The following is a 25,714-nucleotide window of genomic DNA, read 5'->3' on the forward strand; positions in this document are numbered from 1 at the left end:
CATTAGTCTGCTGTTTTTCAAGCTGTTGCAGTTCGTCAACGGTCTGGCTGATTTTAGTAGCGTAATCCATAACCAAAGATACGACTTATTGAATTTGATTTAGTATTAGTTTGACATTTTTGACACTTGGATTTCTCTTACTTCATTATGAATTAATTGGATATGGTGTATCATTTTTTGTGTTTCTTCCTTTTATATTAGGTTATATTTTGGCAAAAGGCACAGTGAAAAAATTTGGACTTTATGGATTTATATTTTCGTTAGCAACTTTTTTTATTTTACTTTTTGCAGGAGGTCTTGAAGGAATGGTTTGTATTCTTATGGCGTTACCATTAGTAATAATTGCATTTATTCTTGGTTATGGAATTAAAAGGCTAATTGAAAATGGTAAATCTAAAACAGACAAGGACAATATTGTTAAAAGTTCAATTTTGCCGCTATTCCTTTTTTTAGGATTTGGATTTTTAGAAAAGGAATTGACAAAAAATGACAAAGAAATCATTTCTGTAAAAACTGAAATGATAATTCCATACTCAACAACAGAAGTTTACGAAACAATAAAATCAGTAGATACTTTAATTGCGGACAAGCCTTTTTTAATGAAACTTGATTTGCCTATTCCGAACAAATGTATTTTAGAAAAAGAAGAAGTTGGCGGACTTCGGACTTGCTATTTCAGCGGTGGGACAATTACCGAAAGAATTACAGAACTTAAAAAGGCGAAAGTGTTAAGAATGGACGTAATAGATTATAAACTAACAGGCAGAAAATGGTTAGGCTTTAAAGAAGCAATTTATTACTTTGACAAAGTTGGTCAAGATAGTTCTAAAATTACAAGAATTACAACATATACTTCCGTTTTGACACCAAGATTTTATTGGCAGCCATTAGAAAAAATTGGAATTAGCCAAGAACACGATTATGTATTTGACAACTTAAAAAACGACTTAAAGAAAAAATACGGCAGGTAACAAGGGTTTGGCAAAATGGGGGCAGAAGTGCTGAATTGAACATTTGTACTTCTATTTGGCATTTGTGCTAAATTGAGCATTTGTGCTTCTAATTCCCCCACTTCGCCAAGCCCCAAAACGTTAGCAGTAATTGTACCTACAGACCATGCAACCACTAACAGACTTAACGAAAGGACTTGAAGTTTTAGAGCCATTTCTGACACAGTGTGGCTTCAGGTTTGACAATTTCGAAAATGGCAGCGGTTCCGGCGGACAGTTTACAGTTGCGACTTACATAAACGTACACAAAAAATTTATTATTGGCTATCGTTATTCAATCGGGGAACTTGATTACCAGTTTGACAAATTTAAAGTTGGACACACATTTTATCTTGACCATCTTGGATGTGCTGACAAAAAGCAATTTCCAGATTTCCAATCGGACGATAAACTTATCGCTTTCAAACATATTTTGCACGACCTTTATTTTTTAGTCGACGATTTTTTTGTTGGTAATTGCTCTGAATTAATTGAAGCATCTAAGCGACAACACAAATTCATAAAAGAGCATAACGAGAAGGCTCAAGAAGAATGCAACAATCAAAGTGACAAAATAATCATTGACCGAGCACGACAAAAATTTAAAGACAAGGATTATAAAAAGACTTTAGAGCTTTATTTAACTGTTGAACACAAAAAATTATTAAGTGAAGTTGACAAAAAAACAATTGCATACTGTGAAAGACAAATTTGACAACCGAACACAACTACTGCCGACAAAAGTATTGCTGCAATTGGGGCTGGACGGAAGAACAATCAGCAGCAGTGCATATCCAAGCTTTGGTTTCGGCGGACGGGATTCTGTTGGTCATTTAGTTCTTAACATCAATATTTAATTATAAATTTAGCTTCAGTTCCGGGCGGACGGTTGGTCAATTCCCCAACTGCAGCAATACCTGTCCGTTAGCAGCAATTTTATGACGACCCAAGAACACATAAACAATTTTAGTTTGACGCTTACTAAAATATTAAACCAAGAACTTGAACTTGGAAACAAAATTATTGAAACATCAAAAGGTTGGCCAGACAACGACACAATAATTATTTTTCTTGGCGAACCATTCAAAATCACACATAACATTAACAATATTTGTTATCGAAATATTGAAGACCCACATTATTGGAAAGAAGAATATTTTGATACTTCAACAAAACACGTTTTAGCTTGTAAATTTTGAATACACAACAAGACATAATTGACATTTTTTCAATACTTCACGACGGAACAATCGAAAGTTGGACAGGTAATAAGGAAAAATTATTACTAAAAGTCGGCTGCTTGTATTTAGCCGAACTTATAGACAAAGACTTTGAATGCTTTTACGTTGAAGTTGAGCAAATAAAGAAAATCGAGTTTTTTGCTTGGATGAACCCAATTGACCAAGAACAAAAGATATTCACAGAATTAGAAGAAATTTTCAAGACAGAACTTGAAATTTTATCAGCAGAAAAAAGCGAAGATGATATATTAATTGTTTGCAATCAACACGATACAGCTTTTGAATATTGTGGTGGAAAATTGACTATAAATTGTGAAAGTATTAAAATTTTTGACGAGAGACATAACATTTTGAAAATTGACGAATTTGATAAAATTTGCAAACAATATTGGGACAAGTGTGGAAGGAATTAAAGACGAAAAAGAAAAGCTACTACCAACAAGGGTTTAGCACTTCGGCAACACTCGACCGTTATCTGCAACACTTGCGGCTACTTACATTCAACGACTCTTCCCCAATTCTATGAAAACATATACCTGGGAAAGAAAAGCGTCGGACCACCCTCCCCAAAACAGGCAGGACGGTCCGACGTTTCGGTTGGGGGGCGTAAGCCCTACTTCTTGAAATTCACGACCTGCGCATGTTTCTGCGCTTTTAGCGCCAGCTCCATCGCCATGAAGCAATGCTCCTGCGGCATGGCGGTTTCGGTGCGGTTGATCACGTCGTTCACCAGTTGTTCGCCATAGGGTAGTGGCTCTTTGCTACAGTCGATGTAACGGGTTTCTTTATTATCCGTGATGAACAGGTGATTGCCGCCCTCGCGCCCGCCGGGGTCGATGTTCTTGCGAATCTCGATGAAGCCGTCGGTGCCGAGAATCGTCAGTCGGCCGTCGCCCCAGCTTTTGAGTCCGTCGGGCGTGAACCAGTCGACGCGGATGTAGCCCATACCGCCATCGCCCCGGAGCATGACATCGCCGAAATCTTCAAACTTCGGGTATTGCGGGAAGTGGACGTTACCCACCTGGGAGGCTACAATATCGGCTTTTTTGGAGCCGGTGAAGAACAGGAACTGGTCGAACTGGTGCGAAGCAATGTCGCAGATAATGCCGCCAAACTTCTTCTTATCGAAGAACCAGTCCGGTCGGGTTTTGGGGTTCATGCGGTGAGGCCCCAGGCCGATGGTCTGAATGACGTTGCCAATGGCCCCGGCTTTCACCAGTTCGCCCGCTTTTACGGTCGCCCGGTTTTCGAGCCGCTCGCTGTACATGATCGAGTAAATGCGCTTGGTGGCCTTTTGTACGTTGCGCACCTCAGCGAGTTGTTCCAGCGTGGTGATACCGGGTTTGTCGGTCATAAAATCCTTCCCCGACTTCATCACGCGAATACCCAGCGGTGCCCGATCTTCGGGAATACCGGAGGTGAGCACGAGCTGAATGGATTTATCATCCAGAATCTCGCTGTCTGATTTCACCTGTTTGGCCTGTGTATATCGCTTGGCGAAAGGAGCCGACAGATCCGGTTCTTTGGCGTAGAACGAAACGAATTCGCCCCCGCCCCGGATCATGGCGTCGACCTGGCTATTGATGTGCCCGTGGTTAATGCCAATCACGGCAAAGCGAATCCGCGCTGCGCCAGCGGGCATCCGGTCGCTACCCAGCGAACCGGTCCGCAGTAGGGCAGGTGCGCCAATGGTTTCAATGGGCAGTGATGGCAATACGACCAGACCAGCGGCCGTAGCGATGGTTTCTTTAATAAAGTTGCGCCGATTCGCGCCCTGTGGTGCGTTCATAGTTGAATGAGAGATTGATTGAGTGATAGAATTTTGACTGAGTGAATGATAGAATGAGTGAATGGACAATAGCCCTTATCCATTCACTCATTCTATCATTCACTCAGTCAAAATTATTTTTTCGCCAGCTCCAGTGCCTGGGTAGTGGTGTAATATTTCGCGATCATGTTCGGTACTTCCCAGGCAGGCATGGCACCCGCTTTCAGGTAGGACAGGTATTTTTCCATTACCCGGCCGAAGTGAGCCTCGTGGCCTTCCTTGTATTTTTCCGGAACGATCACTTCCCACCCCGCACTCGTCTGCTTCACGGCAATACCGGGAAACTCGTTCTGAATAGCGGGCAGGACGGTTTTGATCGACGCTGCCAGTGCCCCACTACCCGCAACGGGTTCTATATAAAGCGTGGGTTTATAGCGCTGGTCGGCCCCCTGCCGGATAATCAGATTGGCTTTGGTGCCGCGCAGGATGGAGTAGTGGGTGTCGCCCGCGCCATCCGGGGCTTTGTAGGCCCACGTGACCGACACCCGGGCATGAACCCCGCGAAGCTGGTAGTTGATCTCGCCGTTGCTGTATACCCGCAGCACGCTGTCGCTGACCACGTCTTTCTTCAGATAATCCGGAAAGGTGGCCTGTTTCGTGATGGCCGTAAACTGACTCCGCGTCATGTCGGTGGTCCATCGGCGGGCCGATGTCAGCCGGACGTCTTTCTGATAGTCGATCACCTGTTCCGGAAAACATTCCCACTGGACGAGGTCAACCAGGTGGGTCGTCACATCGACAATCCCTTCGCCCTGCTGGGCTACATCCATAAACCAGGCGGGCCGGGTGAGGATACTGCCCGATACGTTTTTGTAAAAGTGGTGAACGCTCTCTTTCGTGACGGCGGGGTTCGATGGCGTCCCTTTCTCCAGGGTTCCGAACAGGGCCGGTTGCCGAGAAAAGGCCCGTTGCAGCATGGTCGTGATTTCATACCGCTCGGTCATGATGTCGTAGAGCAGCACCTTGTTCTTCTCGGCCGTGGCAAACGCGTCTTTCAGCTTGTCGAAGTTCGCGCTGCTGATGACCATCGGCTTATCGGCCAGCACGTTGAATCCCGCGCTAACCGCCTGGCCGATGTAGTCGGTTTTTTGCCGGTTGTTGCCCGCCATCACGACGACATCACCGCGACCTGCCGTAGCGACGGACCGTTTGCTGGCCAGCAGCTTAGCCATAAAATCAGGACCCGTATATACGTCTTCTTTCCACTGTGTGGGATTGTCGGGGCGGGTGTTGTAGCCCTCGATCTTGTCCAGGTGCAGTTGTAGATCCGGGCCGGTCGGAGCATACACGCGAACGGTCGAATCGACGCCTTCGTACATGGATTTCTGGACCAGAGCGGCATGGAAGTGGCCGGGGTCGAGCGTGATCAGGCGTATCGTGTTCGTATCGTTTTGGGTTTCATCCGCTGACTGACAGGCAGTGAGCAGAGCAGCTATAAACAGGCCGCTGACAGCGGGGGCTAACTTCATGTACGTTGTTTTAGATTTATTGAGGGTGTCTTTTTGTTTTCTGTCGTTCCGCTTTTTGTCATCCCGAGGAACGAGGGATCTTCGGAAATAAAGAAATTTGTCTATTTCCGAAGATCCCTCGTTCCTCGGGATGACAAAAAGCGGAACGACAGAAAACGGAACGACAAAAAACAGGATGACAAAAAAACAGGCTGGCAAAAAACAGGATGACAGATACAACGTCTTATTTTGCCGATGCCATCGCTTTGATGGCGTAGGGAGAGCGTTGCGGGCGGGAAAGCATTTTGTTGGCTTCGGGGTCGTTCTTGAACTGCTCTTTCTTCGGGTCCCAATACAGCCGCCGGTTTAGCTTCATGGCGGCCTGATGCAGCAGGCAGGCCGAACAGGACCGATGCCCTATCTCGGCGGGAGCGATGGGCTCCTTGCGACTGACGATGCTCTCCAGCCAGTTTCCGTGGTGTTCTTTGCTGACAGTCAGGTGGGTTTCTTTAGGCCCGATTACCGATGTCAGGAGTTTAGGGTCGCTGGCGTCGAGTTTTTTTGCTGCGTTCTGCTTCGCTACCGGGTCGCTCGCCGTAACGGCACCATCTCCGCGCGAGACGAACACCCAGCCTTCGGTACCTTCAAACCGGATTCCGTTGGGTATTTCGTTGCTCACGATCATGTGAACGCCGTTTTCATACATGGCTTCGGTCCGGAAGATGCCGTGAACGTCCCACAGGCCACTCTTCGGAAAATCGGCCTTTCCCCATATTTCAATCGGGCCGGTATGTTCGGTATCCATGGCCCAGTGCGCACAGTCGATGTGGTGTGACCCCCAGCCGGTGATCATGCCGGCACCAAACTGTTCGCAGCGGAGCCAGCCGGGCCGGTCGTACCCTTCCTGGGGGTGTACCCGCTTTTCGGTGTAGTACACGTCGGGCGTTGTACCCAGCCACATATCGTAATTCAGGTTCCTGGGGACCGGCATCTGGGGTTCTTCGTTACCGGCGGGGTCGCCGGGTAAACCAACATACACCGTTTTTAACGTGCCGATCCGACCGTTACGCACCAGTTCGGCCGCATACCGGAACTGCTCGGTAGACCGCTGCTGGCTTCCCACCTGTACGATCCGGCCCGACTGTTTAACGGCGTCGGCCATCATCCGTCCTTCAGAAATTGTCAGAGAAGCCGGTTTCTGCATGTATACGTCCTTTTGCGCCCGTACGGCGTCGATCACAATGGGGGCGTGCCAGTGGTCGGGAGTGCTGACCAGCACCGCATCGATGTCTTTATTGGCCAGTAACTCCCGGTAGTCGGTATATACCCGGACGCCATCGTAATCTTTCCCTGTCTTCTTGGCGTACACCCCGTTGACGAGGGTTTTGGCTTCGTCGGCCCGCTTGCTGTCGACATCGCAGACAGCCATGATCAGGGCGTTGTCATACTGCCAGACCCCCGGCATGTCGTGACCGCGCGAGATTCGCCCGGTGCCGATAGCGCCGATGTTGATCCGGTTACTCGGTGCATTCTTGCCAAAGACCGAAGCGGGTACTATCGTGGGAAAGCCGCTGAGAACGGCAGTCGAAAGGGCACCCTGTGCCGTTGTTTTCAGAAAAGTCCGTCTCGACAACGGGTTACTGGTTGATTTATCCATGATTCTGATCGGTTAGGGGTTTAGGAGTTGAGACAGCTGAAAGAAAGTAACACGTACTGAATTCGTAACCGGATGATCATCAGCGCAGCAGGTAAATGTTCACTAGTTGTTGTACCTCCTCCAGATTCCGGTCGGGCTTTTTGAACGGAGCCGGGATGGGTTCTTTGGCGAAGGTCTGCAAATACAGCACCCAGGCGTCGCGCCACCAGATCGCTTCCTTGTGTTGGGTAGCCAGCCGGGCCGAGACGTCGGCGTGAATAGCCGGGTCAACGGCGGGTTTTACCAGCGCCCATTCCTGCTGCATCCACCGTACCGAATCGGCCCCGGTGTAAAAACGCGTGCAGAGTTCAGTCCAGAGGGTCTTGCCTGAAGAAAGTTTCTGAGTCCAGGGAACATGGTGAAACCAGAGCAGATACGGCAGAGGGCAGGTTTTTGGGTCTTCCCATTGCCGGCGAACGTCAGGACGATACTGCGCCAGCGCGTTGCTGCCCGAAGCGGTCCGGTCGAAACCAAGGCCGAGGGAATCGGCCCGGTGGTAGTATACGGCGGTCCAGTCGGGGCGGGAGCTTCGATTTTGCCAGGGCTCCGGCGCAAAGTGAACCCCCGACCAGGGCCGCGAAAGCCCGATCGGCGTGTTGTAATCGACGTAGATATCCCGCGATTTCATCATCAGGTTGGCGATGCGGCTGGTTGCCTGCCGATCCTGCGTCAGCGTCATGGCTATCCATTCGCGGGCAATCGCTTCCGACGAGAGGGTATGGTCCCACGCCAGCCGCCCGAAGGCATACCAGTTGGCCTGCGCCATGGGGTGGCCGGTCCAGTTTCGGGCGGAGCCTGCGTTGGCCACACCAGCCATCAGGGTTTTTGAATACCGGTGCAGACTTCCATCGACAATCGACGCCACCGTGGAGCCTTTCCCGTTCACGTAGGTGTCGGCCTCCAGGCATTCCTTGAACAGGGGTGCTTCATACACCATGTGGGTAGCAAACCCAAGGTATTCCTGGGTTATCTGAAACTCGATACCCAGGGGCGTTTTGGGCATGTTGCCGAACAAAGGCGAAAAAGGCTCCCGCGGCTGAAAGTCGATGGGGCCGTTTTTTACCTGAACGATCACCTTTTTGTCGAACTGGCCGTCCAGGGGCGTAAACTCTTCGTGAGCGGCCTTGAACCGGTCGGCTGTCGGACGGTCCGACGTATCGGCGGCTTTGTAAACGAAGGCCCGCCAGATGATGACACCATCATACGGTTTCATGGCCTCGGCCAGCATGTTAGCCCCGTCGGCGTGTGTACGGCCGTAATCCTGCGGGCCGGGTTCGCCTTCCGAATTGGCTTTCACCAGCAGTCCCCCGAAATCAGGAATGGTCTGGTAAATTTCCTTCACTTTGTCGGCCCACCATTTTCGCACCTGCGGGTCGAGCGGGTCGGAAGTTTTAAGTCCCCCTAACGTTTTAGGAGCCGCGAAATAGACAGAGAGGTACACCTTGATCCCGTAAGGCCGGAACACATCGGCCAGGGCGGCTACTTTTTGCAGGTATTCGGCAGTCATGAACCGGGCACTGGCGTTAACGTTGTTTACGACCGTACCGTTGATGCCAAGCGACGCGTTGGCGCGGGCGTAGTCCCTATAGCGTGGGTCTACCCGTTCCGGCAACTCGTACCATTTCCAGAGTGACATGCCCGCATAACCCCGTTCGACGCTCCCGTCTACGTTGTCCCAGTGGTTAAGCATCCGGAATTGTACTTTTGGGCTGCTGGTCAGCGAAATGGCTTCGAGTGGCTGCTGCGTCTGTAGCTGCCGCAACAGCGCAAAGGCACCGTATAGTACCCCCGCGCTGGTTTTGCCCGAAATCGTGATCGTCCTGTTGTTCGCCGAAATCCGGTACCCTTCCGGAGCGAGCGACTGGCTGTCGGTGCCTGTGGTCACGGTCAGGACGATGCCGCCCGTTCGGTTACCGGCGCTGGTGAGTACGGGTATTGCCTTGCCCAGCAATCCCTGCAAACCAAGCTGTAGTTCACGGGTCGCCGTCTTAAGTATTGGGTCGGTACCGGAAGACGCAATAAATTGCGCCGACCGGGCATATGCCTGTCGTTTGGCTACATCCCCGATGAGGTCATACTTCAGCCACAATCGGTATCCATCTTCCACCGGACTTGTCTGGGCAAACGCGTTCGTCAGCAGTAACAGGCAGAGGGCGATAAAACCACCAGCTAGTTTATAGTTCATCAGGCTGGGCGTTTAAAAGCGGAACTTGGGCGTTTTCCAGTTCGGCCAGACTGCGTACGATACCCAGCTCCAGCCCCCGTAGCTCGGCCAGCCCCCGGAGTCGGCCGATAGCTGAGTAGCCGGGGTACGTCTTTTTGTGCAGGTCATCGAGCATCTGGTGGCCGTGGTCGGGACGCATGGGAATAGCCGTGTCGGTCATACCCATCCGGGCACGACGCTGCTCTTCGAGAACAATGGCTTTTACAACAGCGTACATGTCTACGTCCCCCTCCAGGTGATCGGCTTCGTGGAAATTGCGCGGATCGGCCTCCCGTTTGGTCGTGCGTAAATGAATAAAGTGAATCCGGTCGCCAAGCCGGTGAATCATCCCCGGCAGGTCGTTGTCTGGGCGGATACCCAGGGAGCCGGTACAGAACGTGATCCCGTTGGCCCGCACCTGGCTGGCGGCCATAAGCTGGGCCAGATCAGCTTCGGTGCTGACAACGCGGGGAAGGCCCAGCAGCGGTCTCGGCGGATCGTCGGGGTGGATGCATAGCTGCACACCGGCTTCCTGGGCTACGGGTGCTACTTCCCGGATAAACTGATAGAGATTTGTGCGCAGTTCAGCGTCCCCAATGTGGGCATATTCGTTCAGCAGGCCCTGAAATGTTTCCAGCGTAAAGGCTTCCTCCGAACCGGGCAGACCCAGCAGCACGATGGACGATAGTTCGAGCACCCGCTCCGGCGATAGGTTCGTAAATCGTTCCCGGGCCGACCGGGCAACGTCCGGCTCGTAATCGGCTTCGGCACCCGGCCGTTTCAGGATACACAGGTCAAACAGCGCAAAATCTTCCCAGACGAACCGTAGGGCGCGCGACCCATCAGGCATTTCGTAGCTAAGGTTCGTACGCGACCAGTCCAGGACGGGCATGAAATTGTAGCAAACGGTCCGGATGCCGCAGGCCGCCAGATTCCGAATCGACTGTTTATAGTTGTCAATGTAGCCCGTCCGCGAGTCGAGCCCTTTCTTTATGGCTTCGTGTACGGGTAAACTTTCGACCACGGCCCAGTGCAGGGGAGAATACCGATCGTTATCGGCTTCGATAAGCCGTTGGCGCTGGGTGATTGCTTCTATGGACCAGACCTCACCAACCGGAATCTGGTGCAGGGCCGAGACTACCCCTGAACAACCGGCCTGTCGGATATCCATCAAGGAAACCGGGTCGTTTGGCCCAAACCAACGCATCGTTTGTAACATGCTCATAATCGCTACGTACCCTGGACGGCCACGTCCGGGCGGGTTAAGTAATCGAATCAATCCGGACGTGGCCGTCCGGTAGGGGTGGCATACAGAACCCGCCACTACCCCTGTACCACACCACCGCACTTTACGATCAAGGCGCATGGCTTGTCAAACGGAGATCAGCTAACCCGGCTTTTCTGCCGGAAAACGAACAGGTACAACAGCCCCCAGGCACCGAGATAGGCCAGCCCGGCGATGTAAAAAATCACATAATACCCTTCAGACAGTTGCCCCAGTAGCTTGTAATGATCCAGAATCCGGCCGACAAGCAGGGGGAAAGCGGCACCGCCAAGCGTTCCGGCCATCGTTCCAAAACCAACGACCCGGCTTAGCACATGCTTGGGAAACTGATCGGCGGCTACCGTGAAAATATTGGCCGACCAGGCCTGATGGGCAGCAACGGCCAGGGATAAAATGGCAATCACGGGCCACATGCTGTTCATCTGGCTGATGGCCATGACCGGCGTGACGCAGAGTGCAAACAAAGCCATCGAATACTGCCGGGCCCGGGTTGGCCGCCAGCCCATCTGGATCAGTTTGGACGACAGCCAGCCCCCACCCACGCTGCCTATGGTGGCTGCGAGGTAAATGATGATCAGCGGAGCACCCAGTTTCTTCAGGTCGAGGTGGTAGATGCTGGCCAGGTAGGAGGGTAGCCAGAAGAGAAAGAACCACCAGATAGGGTCGGTCAGGAGTTTACCCCCCATGAAGCCCCAGATGGCCCTATTCTTGAAAATGGGATAGCGCCCCGTTGGCGTGTCGCTGACGAGATCCGTTGCCGCTGCGTCGCCCGCCATCATCGGCTGAACCGGCTCGGCGGTGATAAACGCGAGTTCGGCGGGGCTTACCCGCTTGTGCCGGGCCGGAACCTCGTAGTAAAACCACCAGGCTACAATCCAGATGAAACCCAGCGCTCCGGTCACGATGAAGGCCGTTTGCCAGCCGGCCACCAGCGCCAGCCAGGGCACGACAGCGGGTGCCGCCACCGCTCCGATGTTGGCACCGGCGTTAAAAATGCCTACGGCCAGGGCCCGCTCTTTCTGAGGGAACCATTCGGCTACGGTCTTGATCGACGCCGGAAAGTTTCCCGCTTCGCCAATGCCCAGAAAGGCCCGGGCAATCATAAAGCCGAAGGTGCCTCCCGCCAGCGCATGTCCCATTGCGGCCAGACTCCAGACCAGAATCGCCCCGATGTACCCCAGTTTGGTGCCCACCCGGTCAATCAGGTATCCCGCCAGGAGCGTGCTGGCCCCATAGAAGAAGGTGAAGACCGTCACAATATTGCCGTAATCGGACTCGGTCCAGCTGAATTCTTTCTCCAGGATGGGTTTCAGCAGACTGATAACCTGCCGATCGAGGTAGTTGATCGTGGTGGCGAAAAAGAGCAGGCCAACAATTACCCACCGGTAATTGGTCTGCTCGTTTGGCGCAAAATGGGTGGTAGTGCGGCTGTTTGCCGTTCCTGCCGGGGCGGTTGTCAGGTTGCCCGGTGTTGGGTTGGGTTTGCCAGTCAAAATAAAGGATCGGTTTAGGTGAGTAAGCGTTCTGGTCAGCTATTTCGTTTTTCAGAGGTCTATACCCAAAAGCCTCTTTCTAGCTTACTTACCGGTTCGGGGGCGTAAAATCTGATGGAGGGCCTTTTTGTGTACCCTAAAAAGCAGGGAGAAAATGATTGATCAGGTAGGCGCTATTCATTCGTTTACAGAACGGACGTTACACCTGTCACCTGCTTCAGGCCGGATTGCAGGTTGGTCAGCGCACGAATCACCCCGGATAATCTGCCGAACTGGCCACCAACCGGAAGAGCAAGGGTAAAGGAGCCCTTGCTCTTCCGGTTGGCGACGTAATCGTCGGGATCGATAACCATTGCTGCGCCCGTACAGGCAAGTGCCGTTATAAGCAGCAAACCTCTTTTACGCAGCATGAACCCGGTTTCGATCATCTCACTTAGCAATTAACGGGTTGTTGCACACACAGTGGCAGCGGCATTCACGCTTGTTTACACGAAGAAAGGCACGTCTTTTGGTGAGTATTTGCGCATGCCTTCTTCATTTATTTCGACACCGATACCGGGTTTTTCCGACAGGGGGATGAACCCGTTTTTTACCATCGGCCCATCGAACGTGACGATATCCTTGAACATCGGCTCTTCGTGGAAGTAGATCTGCCATTCCAGGATCAGGAAATTTGGTACCGAGGCACACACGTGACTCGATGCCATCGCTCCCAGGTAAGACGCCACCATATGGGGCGCAAACGGCACATAGTACAGGTTGGAAAGGTTGGCAATTCGCTGCCCTTCGCCCAGACCACCCGCTTTTTGCAGATCGGGCATGATGATGTCGACGGCCCCTATCTCAAGCAGCTTCCGGAAACCGTGGGCCAGGTAATGGTTTTCCCCCGCACAAATGGGTGTGTTCGACGCTTCCCGGATTTGCTTGTAGGCTTCGGGGTTTTCGGCCGGGATAGGCTCTTCCAGAAACAGCAGGTTCAGCGGCTCCATCAGCTTCGCCACCCGCCGGCCCGTGGTCACGTCGTACCGCCCGTGCATGTCCACGCATATATCGATCTTAGAACCAACGGCCTTCCGGACACCGGCAATCTGGTTGTACATGCGTTCCAGCTCTCCCTGGCTGGCGGTCCAGTTGTAGGCGTCGTATTTGTTGGGGTCGTTTCGTTCGTCGATGTCGTATTTGACCGCCGTGAACCCCATGTCGACGGCTTTTTTGGCACTTTTGCCGAATGCATCCGGGCTGGTGTCGGTTTCGCGGTAAGCGCCTGTATCGCAGTAGACCCGGATTTTGTCGCGGAATTTTCCACCCATCAGTTGGTAAACGGGCATGCCGAGGGCCTTGCCGACGAGGTCCCAGAGTGCCGTTTCTACGGCCGACAGCACGGAAATGTACATGCCCGCCTGTGCGCCTTCGAAGAAGCCCGATTTGCGGACATCTTCAAAAAGCCGGTTTACGTTGAGCGGGCTTTTACCTTTCAGGCGTTCACCCATCAGTTTAACCAGGTGGTAGGTGCCAACCGACGCATCGACAGCTTCCCCACAGCCCCAGACTCCCTGGTTGGTATGGACTTTGACGAACAGGCTGTGCCCGTTGCGGGTGTAGCCGCATTTGATATCGGTAATTTTAAGGTCGGAGGGAGCCGAGGAAAGGGGTGCGCGGTGAACGGCCGTTTCCAGCCCTTCGCCATAGGTTGATACGGAGGTAGCGGCCAGTGCGCTGGCAATGGCGCTTTTGGTCAGAAAAGAACGCCTGGATGTAGTATGTTTCATCAGTTGTGACGGGGTTAGGCGTTCAGTTTACCAGGTGCGGGTTTTCAAATAATCCTGAATCTGTTCCTTGGGGACGGGCAACTCGCTCACGTGGGCATTGAGCCATTGAGAGAAGTCTTTTTCGATATCGTCCGACCAGCGGGAGTCGATCTGGCCGGGAGTGTATTTCTGCTCCCGCAGGCGCAGGTGGCCGAACATATCCCGTAAGCGAATGATCTCCGACGTTTTTACCACTTTTTCGGCCAGGTGCGGAGGAATGAAACAAACGCCCCCGTCGCGGCCCAGCACCACATCGCCGGGCATCACCATCACCTTCCCGATGCGGGTGGGGCGGTTGATGCCGACCAGTGTGGTGTTCAGGTTGCCCTCCGGATTGTGGTGCGACGGGTGGTAGCTGCGGAAGTAGGAGGTGAAGCCGCCAATCTCTTTGAGGCCGGCCACATCCCGAACGGCTCCTTCGTAGACGATGCCGTTACCGGTTTTGGCGTAGATGGAGTTGCCGAGGTTGTCGCCAATGGTTGGTCCGTCTTCATGCATGCCGAACTGATCGACCACATACACATCACCCTTGACGAGCATGTCGATTGGCCAGGCGTTCTGCGATTTTACCCGGCCATCTTTGGTGTGGCCTTTGTCGTCGGTAACCTTGTGAACGTCGGGTCGGCCGGGCATAAATGTAGCCGTCAGGGCACGGCCAACCAATACACTATCGGGGTTGATGGTTTGCCACTCGCCGGTGAACTGGTACTTGTAATTTTCGCCTTTCAGGACCGACCAGGCTTCTTCCTGCGTGACGCGTTTCATGCGTTTCAGAATAGCGTCGGGTACTTTCGGACGCCCGTCGGCGAAACGTTCTCCTTTCCATTCGGGGGTCAGAAACAGGAGTTCTTCGCGGGAGATCTGCTGCCCCAGCGACACCGTTGCCTGCCCCATCAGGCATAGCAAAGCGGCTGTAATGACTATCAGCTTCATGAATAATAAGATGGTTTTAACAGGTTTGGAATACACCGCTACAAGGGATATGGAACGGTGATTCTACCCACTTCAACCGATTGAATTCTGGGTTGCACGCATGATCTGATCGGGATGGGCAGGCTTTGTTGCGTGGTTTACCCAACCCCTCTGTCGAACAAGAGGAAAGCGATTGAGTAAACTACGGGTGGTACATTCAGCCTGATCAATAACCAGGGTTCTGCGGGAACCGGGGACCCGTGGTTACGAGGTCGATTTGCGACTGTGGAATCGGACGGAGCACCTGAAAATCCTTGAAACCGGGCGTTGGGTTATATCTGGCCAACCGGGTTTTCAGTGTTTGTGTCCGAACCAGATCCTGCCAGCGGGTATATTCGCCATATAACTCACGCGTGCGCTCATCGAGCAAAAAGTCGATGGTCGCCTGTGCGGGCGTTATGGTCACGGCAGTTACCGCAGCTGTATTCTGGGCGGCTGTGTTGGTCGACCGAAAGGCCGCCCGCTGTCGAACCGCGTTGATCATCGCTGCGGCTTCCGTTGGCTTGTTATCTTTAATGTACGCTTCGGCGGCCAGGAGGTAGGTATCGGCCAGACGGAACAAAATATAGGGACGGTAGGACGATTCATTCACCGTCAGGCGATTGACGGCAACATACTTCGTCATCGTCGGGTGCAGGTCGGCGGTATACTGCGAGGGTGTCCAGATAACCCCTTTGAAAGCCCGGCGCTGCGCAACGGTAACCTCTACACCCGGCATCCAGAGGGCGGTATCCTGACCCGTTACCAGCGTGCCGCGGGAGGTCGATACGGGCGTGGGCCGGTTGAAGATCCAGGCCGACTGGAAGGTTTTAAAATAGCGTGAATCGTTGACCCGCTCACCGAAGGCCGTATTCAGGGTGTAGTTGGTTGGGCGGAACCGACGAAATGGACGGCCATTCCGGGTATCCCGGTCCATGACCGCCACGGTGTTGGTAGGCGCACCCGGTATGCCCGCATTCACGTTGATTGCCTGGGTATAGAGGGCTACCCAGAAGAAATTAGTGCGGTTTTCCTTGTTCCCGCTGGCGATTTGCGGGGAGTTGTTGAACTGGCTCTCGGCGTAGCTTGGGTCGGTATTCCGGTCGACGGTAAACAGGACCTCTTTGCCGTATTCGTTACCTTCCCGGTGAACATTGGCGAAGTCCTGCTCCAGACCAAGGCTGTAGGTCGCCTGGTTGTCGATCAGTGATTTGGCTGTAGCAGCGGCCATCTGGAAATCGGTTGGCTGGGCGGCTGTCGACCAGCCGCGGGTGAGGTAGGCTTTTGCCAGCAAATGCAGGGCCGCCGGTTTGGTTGCCCGCCCTTTCGACTGGTTCGACGTGTTGGGCAACTCCTGCGACGCTTCGGTCAGATCCTTGATGATGGCCGCATATACATCGGCAATGGGTTGCCGGGTGGCCGATGTCGTGGGTACTTCGATAAACTCCAGGTTCAGGGGAATATCCCCGAATGTCTTGACGAGTTCGAAGTAGAAAAAGCCGCGCAGGAATTTGGCCTCGGCGAGCAGGGCTGTCCGGCGGGCAGGGTCGACGTTTGCCGTAGGGCCAAACTTCAGTACGCCATTCAGGTTATTGATGGCCTGATAGCAGTTGTTCCAGATACCCGACACCGACCCTTCGGAAGGTAGAATATTGGTATACTGGAAATAGGTCGTATTCCCGTCACTGGCACCCAGCATCGACTCATCGGTACCGGCATTGGCCGTATAGGTGAAGCCTTCCGATCCCCAGAAGAAGCGCATGATCGAATACGAAGCGGTTATGCCCCCTTCCAGCCCACCCGCCGTCGCGAAAAACTCGGGCCCTAACTCCGACCTGAATTCCTGCTCAAGAACATTCTGGCAGCTGGTTGAGAGCATGGCCGTCAGGGCCAGACTCAAGCCACCTATTTTTAAATATTTATTGATTTTCATGGGATTATACCTGTCGTTTTCTGAAATGAAACCGTTGATTAAAATCTGAGATTGATACCGACCAGTAGCTGACGGGTAGGCGGGGTTGTAAGGCCGACGGTAATGGCCCGGTTGTTATTGACACCCGTGCCGGCCGCAGCTCCCTGCGTTGGTACAGCCCCGCCCACGCCCGTTCCTTCCGGGTCTATACCCAGCCCATCCCGAACGAAGGGTGAATAGATCAGAAATGGATTGCGCGAAGAGAGGTAGATACGTGCCGACGCGAATCCGGCCTTTTTCAGCACGTTGCCGGGGAGGGTATACCCCAGGTTGATGCTCTGCATGCGAATGAACGAGCCGTCATAATAACCCAGGGTCGACGAGTAGTTGATACGGTCGCCGGGTGCGGGTTGCGGGAACGCATTGGTTGGGTTGGCAGGTGTCCAGTAATCGAACCGGGGCTGGTTTACCCGACCGTTGTTGAGGAAGGCATAGCCCGTCCCTGTTCCATCCGACTGATAGTAGGTGGCGACCAGCGTATTGCCGATCCGGGCGTTTATCGACGCGGTCAAATCCCAGTTTTTATAGCTGAACCGGTTCGTCATCCCGCCAATCCATTTGGGCTGGAACGATCCCACAATCGAGCGGTCGGCGTCGGTGATGGCTCCGTCGCCGTTAAGGTCCTGAAGTTTGATCTGGCCGGGGAGGGCATTGAATCCGGCTGCCACGTCGGTTTCATTCGTCTGCCAGATACCGATCTTGTTGTAGTCATAAATGACGTTGATGGGTTGTCCCACAAACCAGCCGTTACCGATGTCCTGCGTTTTGCTGGGGTCTTCCAGCGCCAGAATCTTCTCGCGGTTGATGGCAAAATTCAGGTCAGTGGTCCATTTGAAGCCCGAACTGGTATTGACGTTCACCGTGTTCAGGGCCACTTCTATACCCTTACCCTGGGTTTTGGCGGCATTGGTCCAGTAGCTGTTGGCCCCATTGCTCAGCGGCAGGTTCTTCTGCACGAGCAGCTTGTCGGTGGTTTGCTGGTAGAGATCGATCGATCCACTCACCCGGTTACCGAACAGGCCAAAATCAACCCCAACGTTTACGTTGCTCGTCGATTCCCACTGCAACTGACCATTTCCCAGTGAGCTGACAAAATAACCCAGTGCGTTTACCGTGCCGAAGTTGTAGCGGTTGGTTGACAGGCTGCCGCGTGTGGCACCCGCCGGAATTCCCTGATTTCCTGTTATACCGTAGCCTGCCCGCAGCTTCAGGTTAGACACCCAGGTGGCACTCTTCATGAATTCTTCATTGCTGATATTCCAGCCCACCGCAAAGGCGGGGTAGTTGAGCCAGGTGCCACCGGGGAAAACCGACGAACCATCCCGGCGGAAGGTAGCCGTGAGCAAATACCGGTCAGAAAATACGTAGTTGACCCGGGCCATCATCGAAACCAGACCACTGCGACTAAAGCTGTTGTTGCCGCCCGCCGGTACGACCGGAGTGCCACTGGCCAGGTTCAGGTTGTAATACTGGATATAGTCGGCGGGTAAGCCGGTAGCCTCGACCCGGTTGGTGAAGCCCCGGTCCTGCTGAACACCATACAATCCCGTAAACGTCAGGTGATGTTTTTCGGCCAGCATTTTGTCATACGTCACGATATTGTCGACCGTGTACCGGTAGGATTCGCCATTTTGAACGGCTGCGCTGTTCTGGGTTGGCAGGGTCGAGCCGGGGTTGATGATGGTGTTGGGGCCGATGTACTGACCAAAGTTCTCCTGCCGGAAGTCGAGCCCAACGTTAAGCCGGTATTTAAGGCCGTCGATGATCTGTACTTCGCCGTACAGACTGTTGAAGGTCGTAATCCGGCGTCGGCGCTGGACGATGGCGTTGGCATCGTTCAGGGTAACCGGGTTCATCGACGACAGTTCATCCACCGTGCCACGCAGGGGGCGCAGGTTTGGCGTACCATCGTCGTTGACAGGCGAAGTCAGTGGGCTAAGCCTCAGTGTGTTGTAAATGGGGTTTATTCCTTCGCCCTTCGTATAGTTGAGGTTGCTCAGGTTAGTTAATCCTACCTTAACTCGGTTGCCGATTTTGGTATCGATAGACGTGCGCAGGGAGAAGCGCTCGAACGACTGGCCTGTAATGACCCCCGTTTCTTTAAAATAACCGCCGGAAACCCCGTACTGTGTGTTTTCTGTGCCGCCCGATACGCTCAGTTCATTGCTGGTCACGAAGCCTTTTTTATACAACAGGTCTTGCCAGTTCGTTGATGTACCGGCTGCAATACCCGCCGTCTCGTCGGGCGAGTATCCGGCGCTGTACTGTGCCAGGTCACGCATAGCCTTGAATTCCGATCCATTCAGCATGTCATACTGCCCCAGGATGGTGTTCTGGCCGGCGTAGGCATTGTAGCTGATGACGGGTTTGCCGACGCGCCCGCGTTTGGTGGTGATGATAAGCACCCCGTTGGAGCCACGCGAGCCGTAGATGGCCGTTGCCGAGGCATCTTTCAGGATGTCCATTGTTGCGATGTCGTCGGTGTTGAGGTCGTTCAGGTTACCGCCGTACGGTACGCCATCGACCACGATCAGCGCATCGTTCGAGCCGCTCAGCGAGCGGTTACCCCGAATCCGGAGTTGTGCGCCGGCACCCGGTGCAGTACCGGTTCGGGCCAGGTCAACCCCGGCGGCCCGGCCAGCCAAGGCCTGTAATACGTTGGCTGCCGGAATTTCCTTGAGCGCTCTGGAGTCGAGCGACACGACCGAACCGGTCAGGTCAGACCGGCGCTGGGTACCATACCCCACGACGACGACTTCGCTGAGCTGGCTGTCGGAGGGAGTCAGCTGCACCCGCAGTTCGGCGGTAGCGCTGGAGACGGTCACTTCTTTGCGTTCGTAGCCCACCAGCGACAGGACCAGTACATTGCCGGGTTCGGCAGCCAGCGTAAAACGGCCTTCGGCGTCGGCCGCTGTACCCCGCTGGGTGTTCTTGATCAGAATACTGACGCCGGGCAGCGGCTGTTCATTTTCGTCAAGGACGAGCCCTCTCAACTGGGGCGTTTGCGCCCACGCGACTGACCAGGCGTTACCGGTTAGTAGTAACAGAAGAAGGCTTACGGACAGCCATCGATGCAAGATTGTACGGTTTGTCGATGAAGGGGGCAATAGAGGTAATTGTGTCGATGCCATAAACGAAGAGGGATTTGATGTAAGTCAATTATGATTTTGCGTAGGGTAGGCAGGCCCAATAGTACATATAAAGTTACAATGCTCTGATTTTCAGTATATTGTATCAATAGTTGGTAGACTGTATTCAGATTGCGCAAAGCCATTGACAACTTTCGGGTATAAACTTCCGGTTAATTTTTTATTAAAGCAATCGGTTGCATAACAATTTTTTATGAGAAAAATTTAATAGTTGTCTCAGAGAATGGTAGTAGTAAATATGAATTAAATGAGGTAGTTATTACATAATACCCTTAAAGTTCACGACCTTAATTAGATTTTTGCCTGAAAGTAGGGTTTACCCTAAGTTCTTTGAATGGAATTATCAACCGATTGCAAGCGTGTTCCGTTTATTAAGTTGTAATTTGCCACACCGTACTACACACAGCAACTATCAGGAAAAATGGAGAAGGACGTTACGATCTATGATATCGCTAAACTGCTGCAACTATCACCGGCCACCGTCAGCAGAGCCTTAAATGATCATCCAGCCATAAATAGTAATACGAAAGTTATCATTGCCAGCAAAGCCAAGGAGATGGGCTACCGCTCCAACATGTTTGCCAGCAACCTGCGACGCCAGCGAACCAGCACGATCGGGGTCATTGTACCCCGGCTGGATAGTGCGTTTATGTCGACCGTGCTGGCCGGCATGGAGAAGGTAGCTAACGAGGCTAACTATAACCTGATCATTAGCCAGTCACTCGAATCGTTCAAAAAAGAGGTAGCCAACACAAAAACCATGTTCGACAGCCGGGTCGACGGGCTGCTGGTATCGTTGGCCTCGGATACCGAAAATCTGGATCACTTCAATACGTTTTTCCGGAAGGGCATTCCCATGATTCTTTTCGACCGGGTTATAGAGCAAAAAAACTGTACCAACATCGTGATCGATAATGTGAAGGCGGGCTATGAAGCTACGGCGCATCTGATCGACCAGGGCTGTCGGCGAATCATGCACATCACCGGCAGCATCAAACGAAATGTTTACGCCGATCGGCTCAAGGGATACCGGCTTGCGCTGATGGATCACGGCCTGGAAGGCGCAGATGAGCTGGTGAAGATCACCAACCTGACTCGTGAAGATGGCGTACAGGCCGCAGCAGACATCCAGCAAATGAATTCGCCACCAGACGGGCTGTTCGTCGCCAGTGACTTCTGCGCCGTAAGTTGCATGGGTGCCCTGATGCAGGCCGGGGTTTCTATCCCCGACGATATGGCGGTGGTGGGTTTCAACGACGATCCCGTAGCCCAGGTAATTCAGCCCAGTCTGACCACCATTCACTACCCTGGCCAGGAGATGGGCGAAATTGCCGCGCAAAGTCTGATCAATCACTTAAATGGCCTGTTACGTATCAATACCACCAATACCATTCTGCTGAACTACGAACTGATCGTTCGCAAATCGTCCCAGCGGCATCTGTAAGCTTACATTTATCCTGATCAAATAACCCTGTACATGACTGTTTCTGCTAAAACCGCCCTGGGCGCTCTGGCCCTGCTCGCTTCCGGCTTCACCGCGGCCGTATGTCAACCCGCCAAACCGAATCCGGCCAAACCTAAACCGCTGGTCAGCCATATCTACACGGCCGACCCGTCGGCTCACGTGTTCAATGGCAAACTATACATTTACCCCTCCCATGACGTGGAAGGCAACGTGGCCGAAGATGATGAGGGGGCTCATTTTAATATGCGGGATTACCATATTTTGTCGATGGATAACATCGGCGGAAAAGTGACCGACCACGGCGTTGCCCTCGATCTGAAAGATATTCCCTGGGCAGGCCGCCAGCTGTGGGCGCCGGATGCTGCCTACAAGAATGGTACCTATTACCTGTACTTTCCCGTCAAGGACAAACAGGATGTGTTCCGGATGGGGGTGGCAACCAGCAAATCGCCGACCGGCCCCTTCAAAGCCGAGCCGAAACCGATTCCGGGGAGCTACAGCATCGATCCGGCAGTTTTTACGGATACCGATGGAAAGTCGTACATGTACCTAGGTGGAATCTGGGGTGGGCAGCTCCAGCGCTGGCATACGGGAACGTATGAAGCGAATGGCTCCAAAACGGATTTGAAGAAAGACAATGAGCCAGCCCTGAGCGCTAAAGTGGCCCGCCTGAGCAACGATATGCTCACGTTCGATGAGCCGTTGAAAGACATACAGATTCTGGACAAAGAAGGAAAACCCCTGCTGGGTGGCGATCATGACCGGCGCTTTTTCGAAGGCGGCTGGATGCACAAATACAAAGACAAATATTACTTCTCGTACTCGACCGGCGACACGCATTTTCTGGCCTATGCCACCGGCGATTCTCCCTACGGACCGTTCACCTACCAGGGTGTGCTGATGAACCCCGTAACCGGCTGGACGACCCACCACTCGATCGTTGAGTTCAAAGGCAAATGGTATATTTTCTACCACGACGTTGAACTGACGGGTAAAACGCACCTGCGCAACGTTAAAGTGCGGGAAATCACCCGGAAGCCCGACGGCACGTTCGTTACCATCACCCCTTAACAGCTACCCGGAAATCGTTGCTTTATGGCGTCATCTTTTCCGATATTCCCTTAAAAAAAGCTGTCTTCCGTGATATATGTCACGGAAGACAGCTTCACGAACGGGTAGATTTGGTGCAGAAACTAAACGCTGCACAAGTCGATGAAGAACCTTCTCAACTCAATTTTTGGCCGATCGGAAGACACCACTATCACCGATGTTTTAACACAGGGAGCCGTGTTGATCGACGTTCGCTCGGCGGGCGAGTTTGCCGGTGGGCACGCAGCCGGGGCGATCAATATTCCCCTGGATGAGCTTGACCGTAAATCAGGGCAGATAAAAAGTTACCAGAAACCCATTGTTCTTTGTTGTGCCTCCGGTATGCGGAGCGCCCGAGCCAAAGCATTACTGACCGGGAAAGGTATTCCTGATCTTTACGATGCCGGAAGCTGGCGTAACCTGAAGTAGACTTTTCTAACCTGACTTAACCCAGCGTCACCGAGGATTCGTTCTTTGGTGACGCTGTCTGTTTATGGTTCCCCTGGGCTATATCTCTGGCCAGTCAAACCAGTGAACCAGACCCAGGCCCGTGGCCTGCCTGACAGCACCCCGGCGAGTAACGGGTCATAGCGCTTGACTACGCTGTATTGCTTACTTTTGGCCGTATGAAATCTTCTTTTTTCCTTCTCTTAGCCGGCCTTGGGCTCATGGCCTGCCGCGTAAACAAAGTTTCGACGGCACCACCCCCGACCGTTTTTGCCGCCGATAATCCGCTGATTCAATACATGGGCCGCATTGATTTCAGCGACAAAAAGAAGCCAACCTTCTGGGCGTCGGGCGTTACGGTCAAAGCCAGATTTACCGGTCCTTCCTGCGCTCTTATACTGGGCGATGAGGTGCCCGGCGGTACCAGCCATAATTACATAGAAGTCGTTATCGATGATCAGAAACCGGTTCGGCTCCAGCTAAAGACAAAAATTGATACGCTTACCGTGGCCAGTGGCTTGTCGGCGGGTGTGCATACGGTCATGCTCTGTAAAAACACCGAATCGGGCATTGGCTACCTGCAATTCAGGGGCATTCGCTGTCAGCAACTGCTGGCATTACCTCCTGAACCAGGCCGGAAAATCGAGTTTATCGGCAACTCCATTACCTGCGGAACGGGTATGGATCTGTCGGAAGTGCCTTGTGGTACTGGAAAATGGCAGGACCAGCACAACGCCTACATGGCCTACGGTCCGCGACTGGCCCGGCAGCTGAATGCACAGTATCAGCTGACCGCTGTTTCGGGTATCGGCTTGATCCACAGTTGCTGTAACCTCGATATCACTATGCCTGATGTATTCAATAAAGTAAACCAGCGGGCAAATGCGGTTCCCTGGGATTTCAGTCGCTACACCCCCGATGTTGTTACGGTATGCCTGGGGCAAAATGATGGTATTCAGGATTCAACAGCTTTTTGTCGTGCTTACGTGCAGTTCATCGGGACCATCCGCAGTCATTACCCACTAGCCCGGATCATCTGCCTGACGAGCCCGATGGCCGATGCGAACCTGGTAACGGTCATGAAACGGTACCTGACCGGAATCGTCGCGCACCTGCATACCCAGGGCGACGCGAAAGTCAGCTCGTTTTTCTTCGCCCGCAGCTATAACAGCGGTTGTGACAAACACCCCGACATGGCCGAACATGCAATGATTGCCAATGAACTTGAGCCTTACCTGAAACAGGAAATGAACTGGTAACCGGTACACCTATAACCTTTTCAACCGCATGAACGCTTCCCAGCTGTTAGTGAGTGTCTGTTGCCTGATGGTCGGTTTGAGCCCGGTCGGCATGGCCCAGAAAGTAGGGGCTGACAAAGCCCGAATTGCGACCGAAATGGAAAAATCGGTTAAGACCGAGATGCTCAACAAGTGGTATCCGCTGGCGGTGGACACCGAGTATGGCGGGTTCCTGAGCGCGTTCACCTACGATTTCAAGCCAACAGGCACCCAGGATAAAATGATCGTGACTCAGGCCCGCCACGTCTGGACGACCGCGAAAGCCGCTGAGCGGTATCCGGCCGTCGCGCACTATAAACGAAACGCCCGACACGGGTTTCAATTTCTGCGCGATGTGATGTGGGATAAAGAACAGGGTGGTTTTTACACGTTGATCGACCGGAAAGGGACCGTAAAAGGATCGGGGATCAAGGAAGCCTATGGTAACGCCTTTGGCCTTTATGCCCTGAGTGCCTACTATCACATGTCGAGCGATACGGCCGCGCTGAATCTGGCGAAAAAGACGTTTTACTGGCTGGAGCAGCACAGCCATGACCCGGTTCATAAAGGGTATTTTCAGCATCTGGGTCGGGACGGGACACCCATAAAGCGGGATGCCGCAGTCCCGTCTACTTCCGACCTCGGCTATAAAGATCAGAACAGTTCCATCCACCTGCTGGAAGCCCTCACCGAGCTTTACACCGTGTGGCCCGATCCGCTGGTGCGGGAACGGTTAACCGAGATGTTGTTGCTGGTGCGGGATACCATCACGACACCAAAAGGGAATCTGGTGTTGTTTTTCCAGCCGGACTGGACACCTGTTTCATTTCGGGATTCATCCGAAGCGGTGGTGTTGAAACACCGTAATCTCGACCATGTTTCGTTTGGCCATGATGTCGAAACGGCTTACCTGATGCTGGAAGCATCGCACGTGCTGGGGCTGAAAAACGATACGAAGACTTTGCAGGTGGGTAAACGAATGGTCGATCACGCGCTGACAACCGGCTGGGACAAAGCGGTAGGGGGTTTTTACGACCAGGGGTATTATTTCAGCGATAAACCCGGCATGTCGATCATTAACGAGAGCAAAAACTGGTGGTCGCAGGCGGAGGGGCTAAACACGCTGCTACTCATGGCCAACAGGTACCCGAACGATCCCATGCATTATTTCGACCACTACAAACAGCTTTGGAACTACTGCCAGACCTACCTGATCGACCATGAACACGGCGACTGGTATGAAGAGGGGCTGGACAAAGATCCCCAGCGCCGGACCGGTTTGAAAGGGCATATATGGAAAGCGGCCTACCACACCTACCGGGCGCTGACGAGTTGTGTCGATCAGTCGCGGGTGGGTTCGGCGGGCCATTGAT

Annotated in this window: 21 protein-coding genes; 10 read left to right on the top strand and 11 right to left on the bottom strand. The window is 53.0% G+C overall.

Annotation, left to right across the window (positions count from 1 at the left end):
* Window positions 1-119 precede the first annotated feature (119 nt).
* The 5 genes from FH603_RS24335 (at window position 120) to FH603_RS24355 (ending at window position 2,643) form a co-directional block, all read left to right on the top strand.
* A complete protein-coding gene (locus FH603_RS24335) occupies window positions 120-971 on the top strand; it encodes a polyketide cyclase (RefSeq protein ID WP_186741156.1) in 852 nt (283 codons plus the stop codon).
* 145 nt (window positions 972-1,116) lie between these two features.
* Complete coding sequence (locus FH603_RS24340; RefSeq protein ID WP_186741158.1) at window positions 1,117-1,704, top strand: hypothetical protein; 588 nt, start codon at window positions 1,117-1,119, stop codon at window positions 1,702-1,704.
* Window positions 1,688-1,846 (top strand): hypothetical protein, encoded by a 159-nt coding sequence (locus FH603_RS24345; protein ID WP_186741160.1) that lies wholly within the window; start codon window positions 1,688-1,690, stop codon window positions 1,844-1,846. The genes FH603_RS24340 and FH603_RS24345 overlap by 17 nt, the downstream gene beginning before the upstream one ends.
* A gap of 81 nt (window positions 1,847-1,927) precedes the next feature.
* On the top strand, window positions 1,928-2,188 hold the full coding sequence (locus FH603_RS24350) for a hypothetical protein (RefSeq protein WP_186741162.1): 261 nt from the start codon (window positions 1,928-1,930) through the stop codon (window positions 2,186-2,188).
* On the top strand, window positions 2,185-2,643 hold the full coding sequence (locus FH603_RS24355; protein WP_186741164.1) for a hypothetical protein: 459 nt from the start codon (window positions 2,185-2,187) through the stop codon (window positions 2,641-2,643). The genes FH603_RS24350 and FH603_RS24355 overlap by 4 nt, the downstream gene beginning before the upstream one ends.
* Before the next feature lie 200 nt (window positions 2,644-2,843).
* On the opposite strand, the gene FH603_RS24360 is transcribed toward FH603_RS24355, so the two are convergent.
* The 11 genes from FH603_RS24360 to FH603_RS24410 form a co-directional block, all read right to left on the bottom strand.
* Entirely contained in the window at window positions 2,844-4,019 is a 1,176-nt protein-coding gene (locus FH603_RS24360; protein ID WP_186741166.1) for a Gfo/Idh/MocA family protein, read from the bottom strand.
* A gap of 113 nt (window positions 4,020-4,132) precedes the next feature.
* Complete coding sequence (locus FH603_RS24365) at window positions 4,133-5,527, bottom strand: putative oxidoreductase C-terminal domain-containing protein (RefSeq protein ID WP_186741168.1); 1,395 nt, start codon at window positions 5,525-5,527, stop codon at window positions 4,133-4,135.
* Window positions 5,528-5,750: 223 nt separating this feature from the next.
* Window positions 5,751-7,163, bottom strand: coding sequence for a Gfo/Idh/MocA family protein (locus FH603_RS24370; protein ID WP_186741170.1), 1,413 nt, complete (start codon window positions 7,161-7,163; stop codon window positions 5,751-5,753).
* 79 nt (window positions 7,164-7,242) lie between these two features.
* A complete protein-coding gene (locus FH603_RS24375; protein ID WP_186741172.1) occupies window positions 7,243-9,387 on the bottom strand; it encodes an alpha-glucuronidase family glycosyl hydrolase in 2,145 nt (714 codons plus the stop codon).
* The gene (uxuA, locus tag FH603_RS24380) at window positions 9,377-10,630 is read right to left on the bottom strand and encodes a mannonate dehydratase (protein ID WP_186741205.1); all 1,254 of its coding nucleotides are present in this window, start codon (window positions 10,628-10,630) and stop codon (window positions 9,377-9,379) included. Before uxuA ends, FH603_RS24375 begins: the two co-directional genes overlap by 11 nt.
* 158 nt (window positions 10,631-10,788) lie before the next feature.
* Window positions 10,789-12,183 carry an MFS transporter gene (locus tag FH603_RS24385; protein WP_186741174.1) on the bottom strand — a complete coding sequence of 465 codons (1,395 nt, stop codon included), beginning with the start codon at window positions 12,181-12,183 and terminating at the stop codon, window positions 10,789-10,791.
* 185 nt (window positions 12,184-12,368) lie between these two features.
* The gene (locus tag FH603_RS24390) at window positions 12,369-12,593 is read right to left on the bottom strand and encodes a hypothetical protein (RefSeq protein WP_186741176.1); all 225 of its coding nucleotides are present in this window, start codon (window positions 12,591-12,593) and stop codon (window positions 12,369-12,371) included.
* A gap of 75 nt (window positions 12,594-12,668) precedes the next feature.
* A complete protein-coding gene (locus tag FH603_RS24395) occupies window positions 12,669-13,952 on the bottom strand; it encodes a mandelate racemase/muconate lactonizing enzyme family protein (protein WP_186741178.1) in 1,284 nt (427 codons plus the stop codon).
* 27 nt (window positions 13,953-13,979) lie between these two features.
* Window positions 13,980-14,924 (bottom strand): RraA family protein, encoded by a 945-nt coding sequence (locus tag FH603_RS24400; RefSeq protein WP_186741180.1) that lies wholly within the window; start codon window positions 14,922-14,924, stop codon window positions 13,980-13,982.
* 205 nt (window positions 14,925-15,129) lie between these two features.
* Window positions 15,130-16,875 (bottom strand): RagB/SusD family nutrient uptake outer membrane protein, encoded by a 1,746-nt coding sequence (locus FH603_RS24405; protein WP_186741182.1) that lies wholly within the window; start codon window positions 16,873-16,875, stop codon window positions 15,130-15,132.
* A 38-nt stretch (window positions 16,876-16,913) separates the two neighbouring features.
* The gene (locus FH603_RS24410) at window positions 16,914-20,045 is read right to left on the bottom strand and encodes a SusC/RagA family TonB-linked outer membrane protein (protein ID WP_186741184.1); all 3,132 of its coding nucleotides are present in this window, start codon (window positions 20,043-20,045) and stop codon (window positions 16,914-16,916) included.
* 439 nt (window positions 20,046-20,484) lie between these two features.
* On the opposite strand from FH603_RS24410, the gene FH603_RS24415 reads away from it, so the two are divergent.
* From FH603_RS24415 to FH603_RS24435, 5 genes are all read left to right on the top strand, one after another.
* Window positions 20,485-21,507 carry a LacI family DNA-binding transcriptional regulator gene (locus FH603_RS24415; RefSeq protein ID WP_186741186.1) on the top strand — a complete coding sequence of 341 codons (1,023 nt, stop codon included), beginning with the start codon at window positions 20,485-20,487 and terminating at the stop codon, window positions 21,505-21,507.
* Between the two features lie 33 nt (window positions 21,508-21,540).
* A complete protein-coding gene (locus tag FH603_RS24420; RefSeq protein WP_186741188.1) occupies window positions 21,541-22,599 on the top strand; it encodes a glycoside hydrolase family 43 protein in 1,059 nt (352 codons plus the stop codon).
* Window positions 22,600-22,740: 141 nt separating this feature from the next.
* Window positions 22,741-23,046 (top strand): rhodanese-like domain-containing protein, encoded by a 306-nt coding sequence (locus FH603_RS24425; protein WP_186741190.1) that lies wholly within the window; start codon window positions 22,741-22,743, stop codon window positions 23,044-23,046.
* Window positions 23,047-23,243: 197 nt separating this feature from the next.
* Window positions 23,244-24,323 carry an SGNH/GDSL hydrolase family protein gene (locus FH603_RS24430; protein WP_186741192.1) on the top strand — a complete coding sequence of 360 codons (1,080 nt, stop codon included), beginning with the start codon at window positions 23,244-23,246 and terminating at the stop codon, window positions 24,321-24,323.
* Between the two features lie 28 nt (window positions 24,324-24,351).
* On the top strand, window positions 24,352-25,713 hold the full coding sequence (locus tag FH603_RS24435; protein WP_186741194.1) for an AGE family epimerase/isomerase: 1,362 nt from the start codon (window positions 24,352-24,354) through the stop codon (window positions 25,711-25,713).
* Window position 25,714: the final 1 nt, after the last annotated feature.

Source organism: Spirosoma utsteinense (assembly GCF_014282275.1).
Classification (GTDB): domain Bacteria; phylum Bacteroidota; class Bacteroidia; order Cytophagales; family Spirosomataceae; genus Spirosoma; species Spirosoma utsteinense.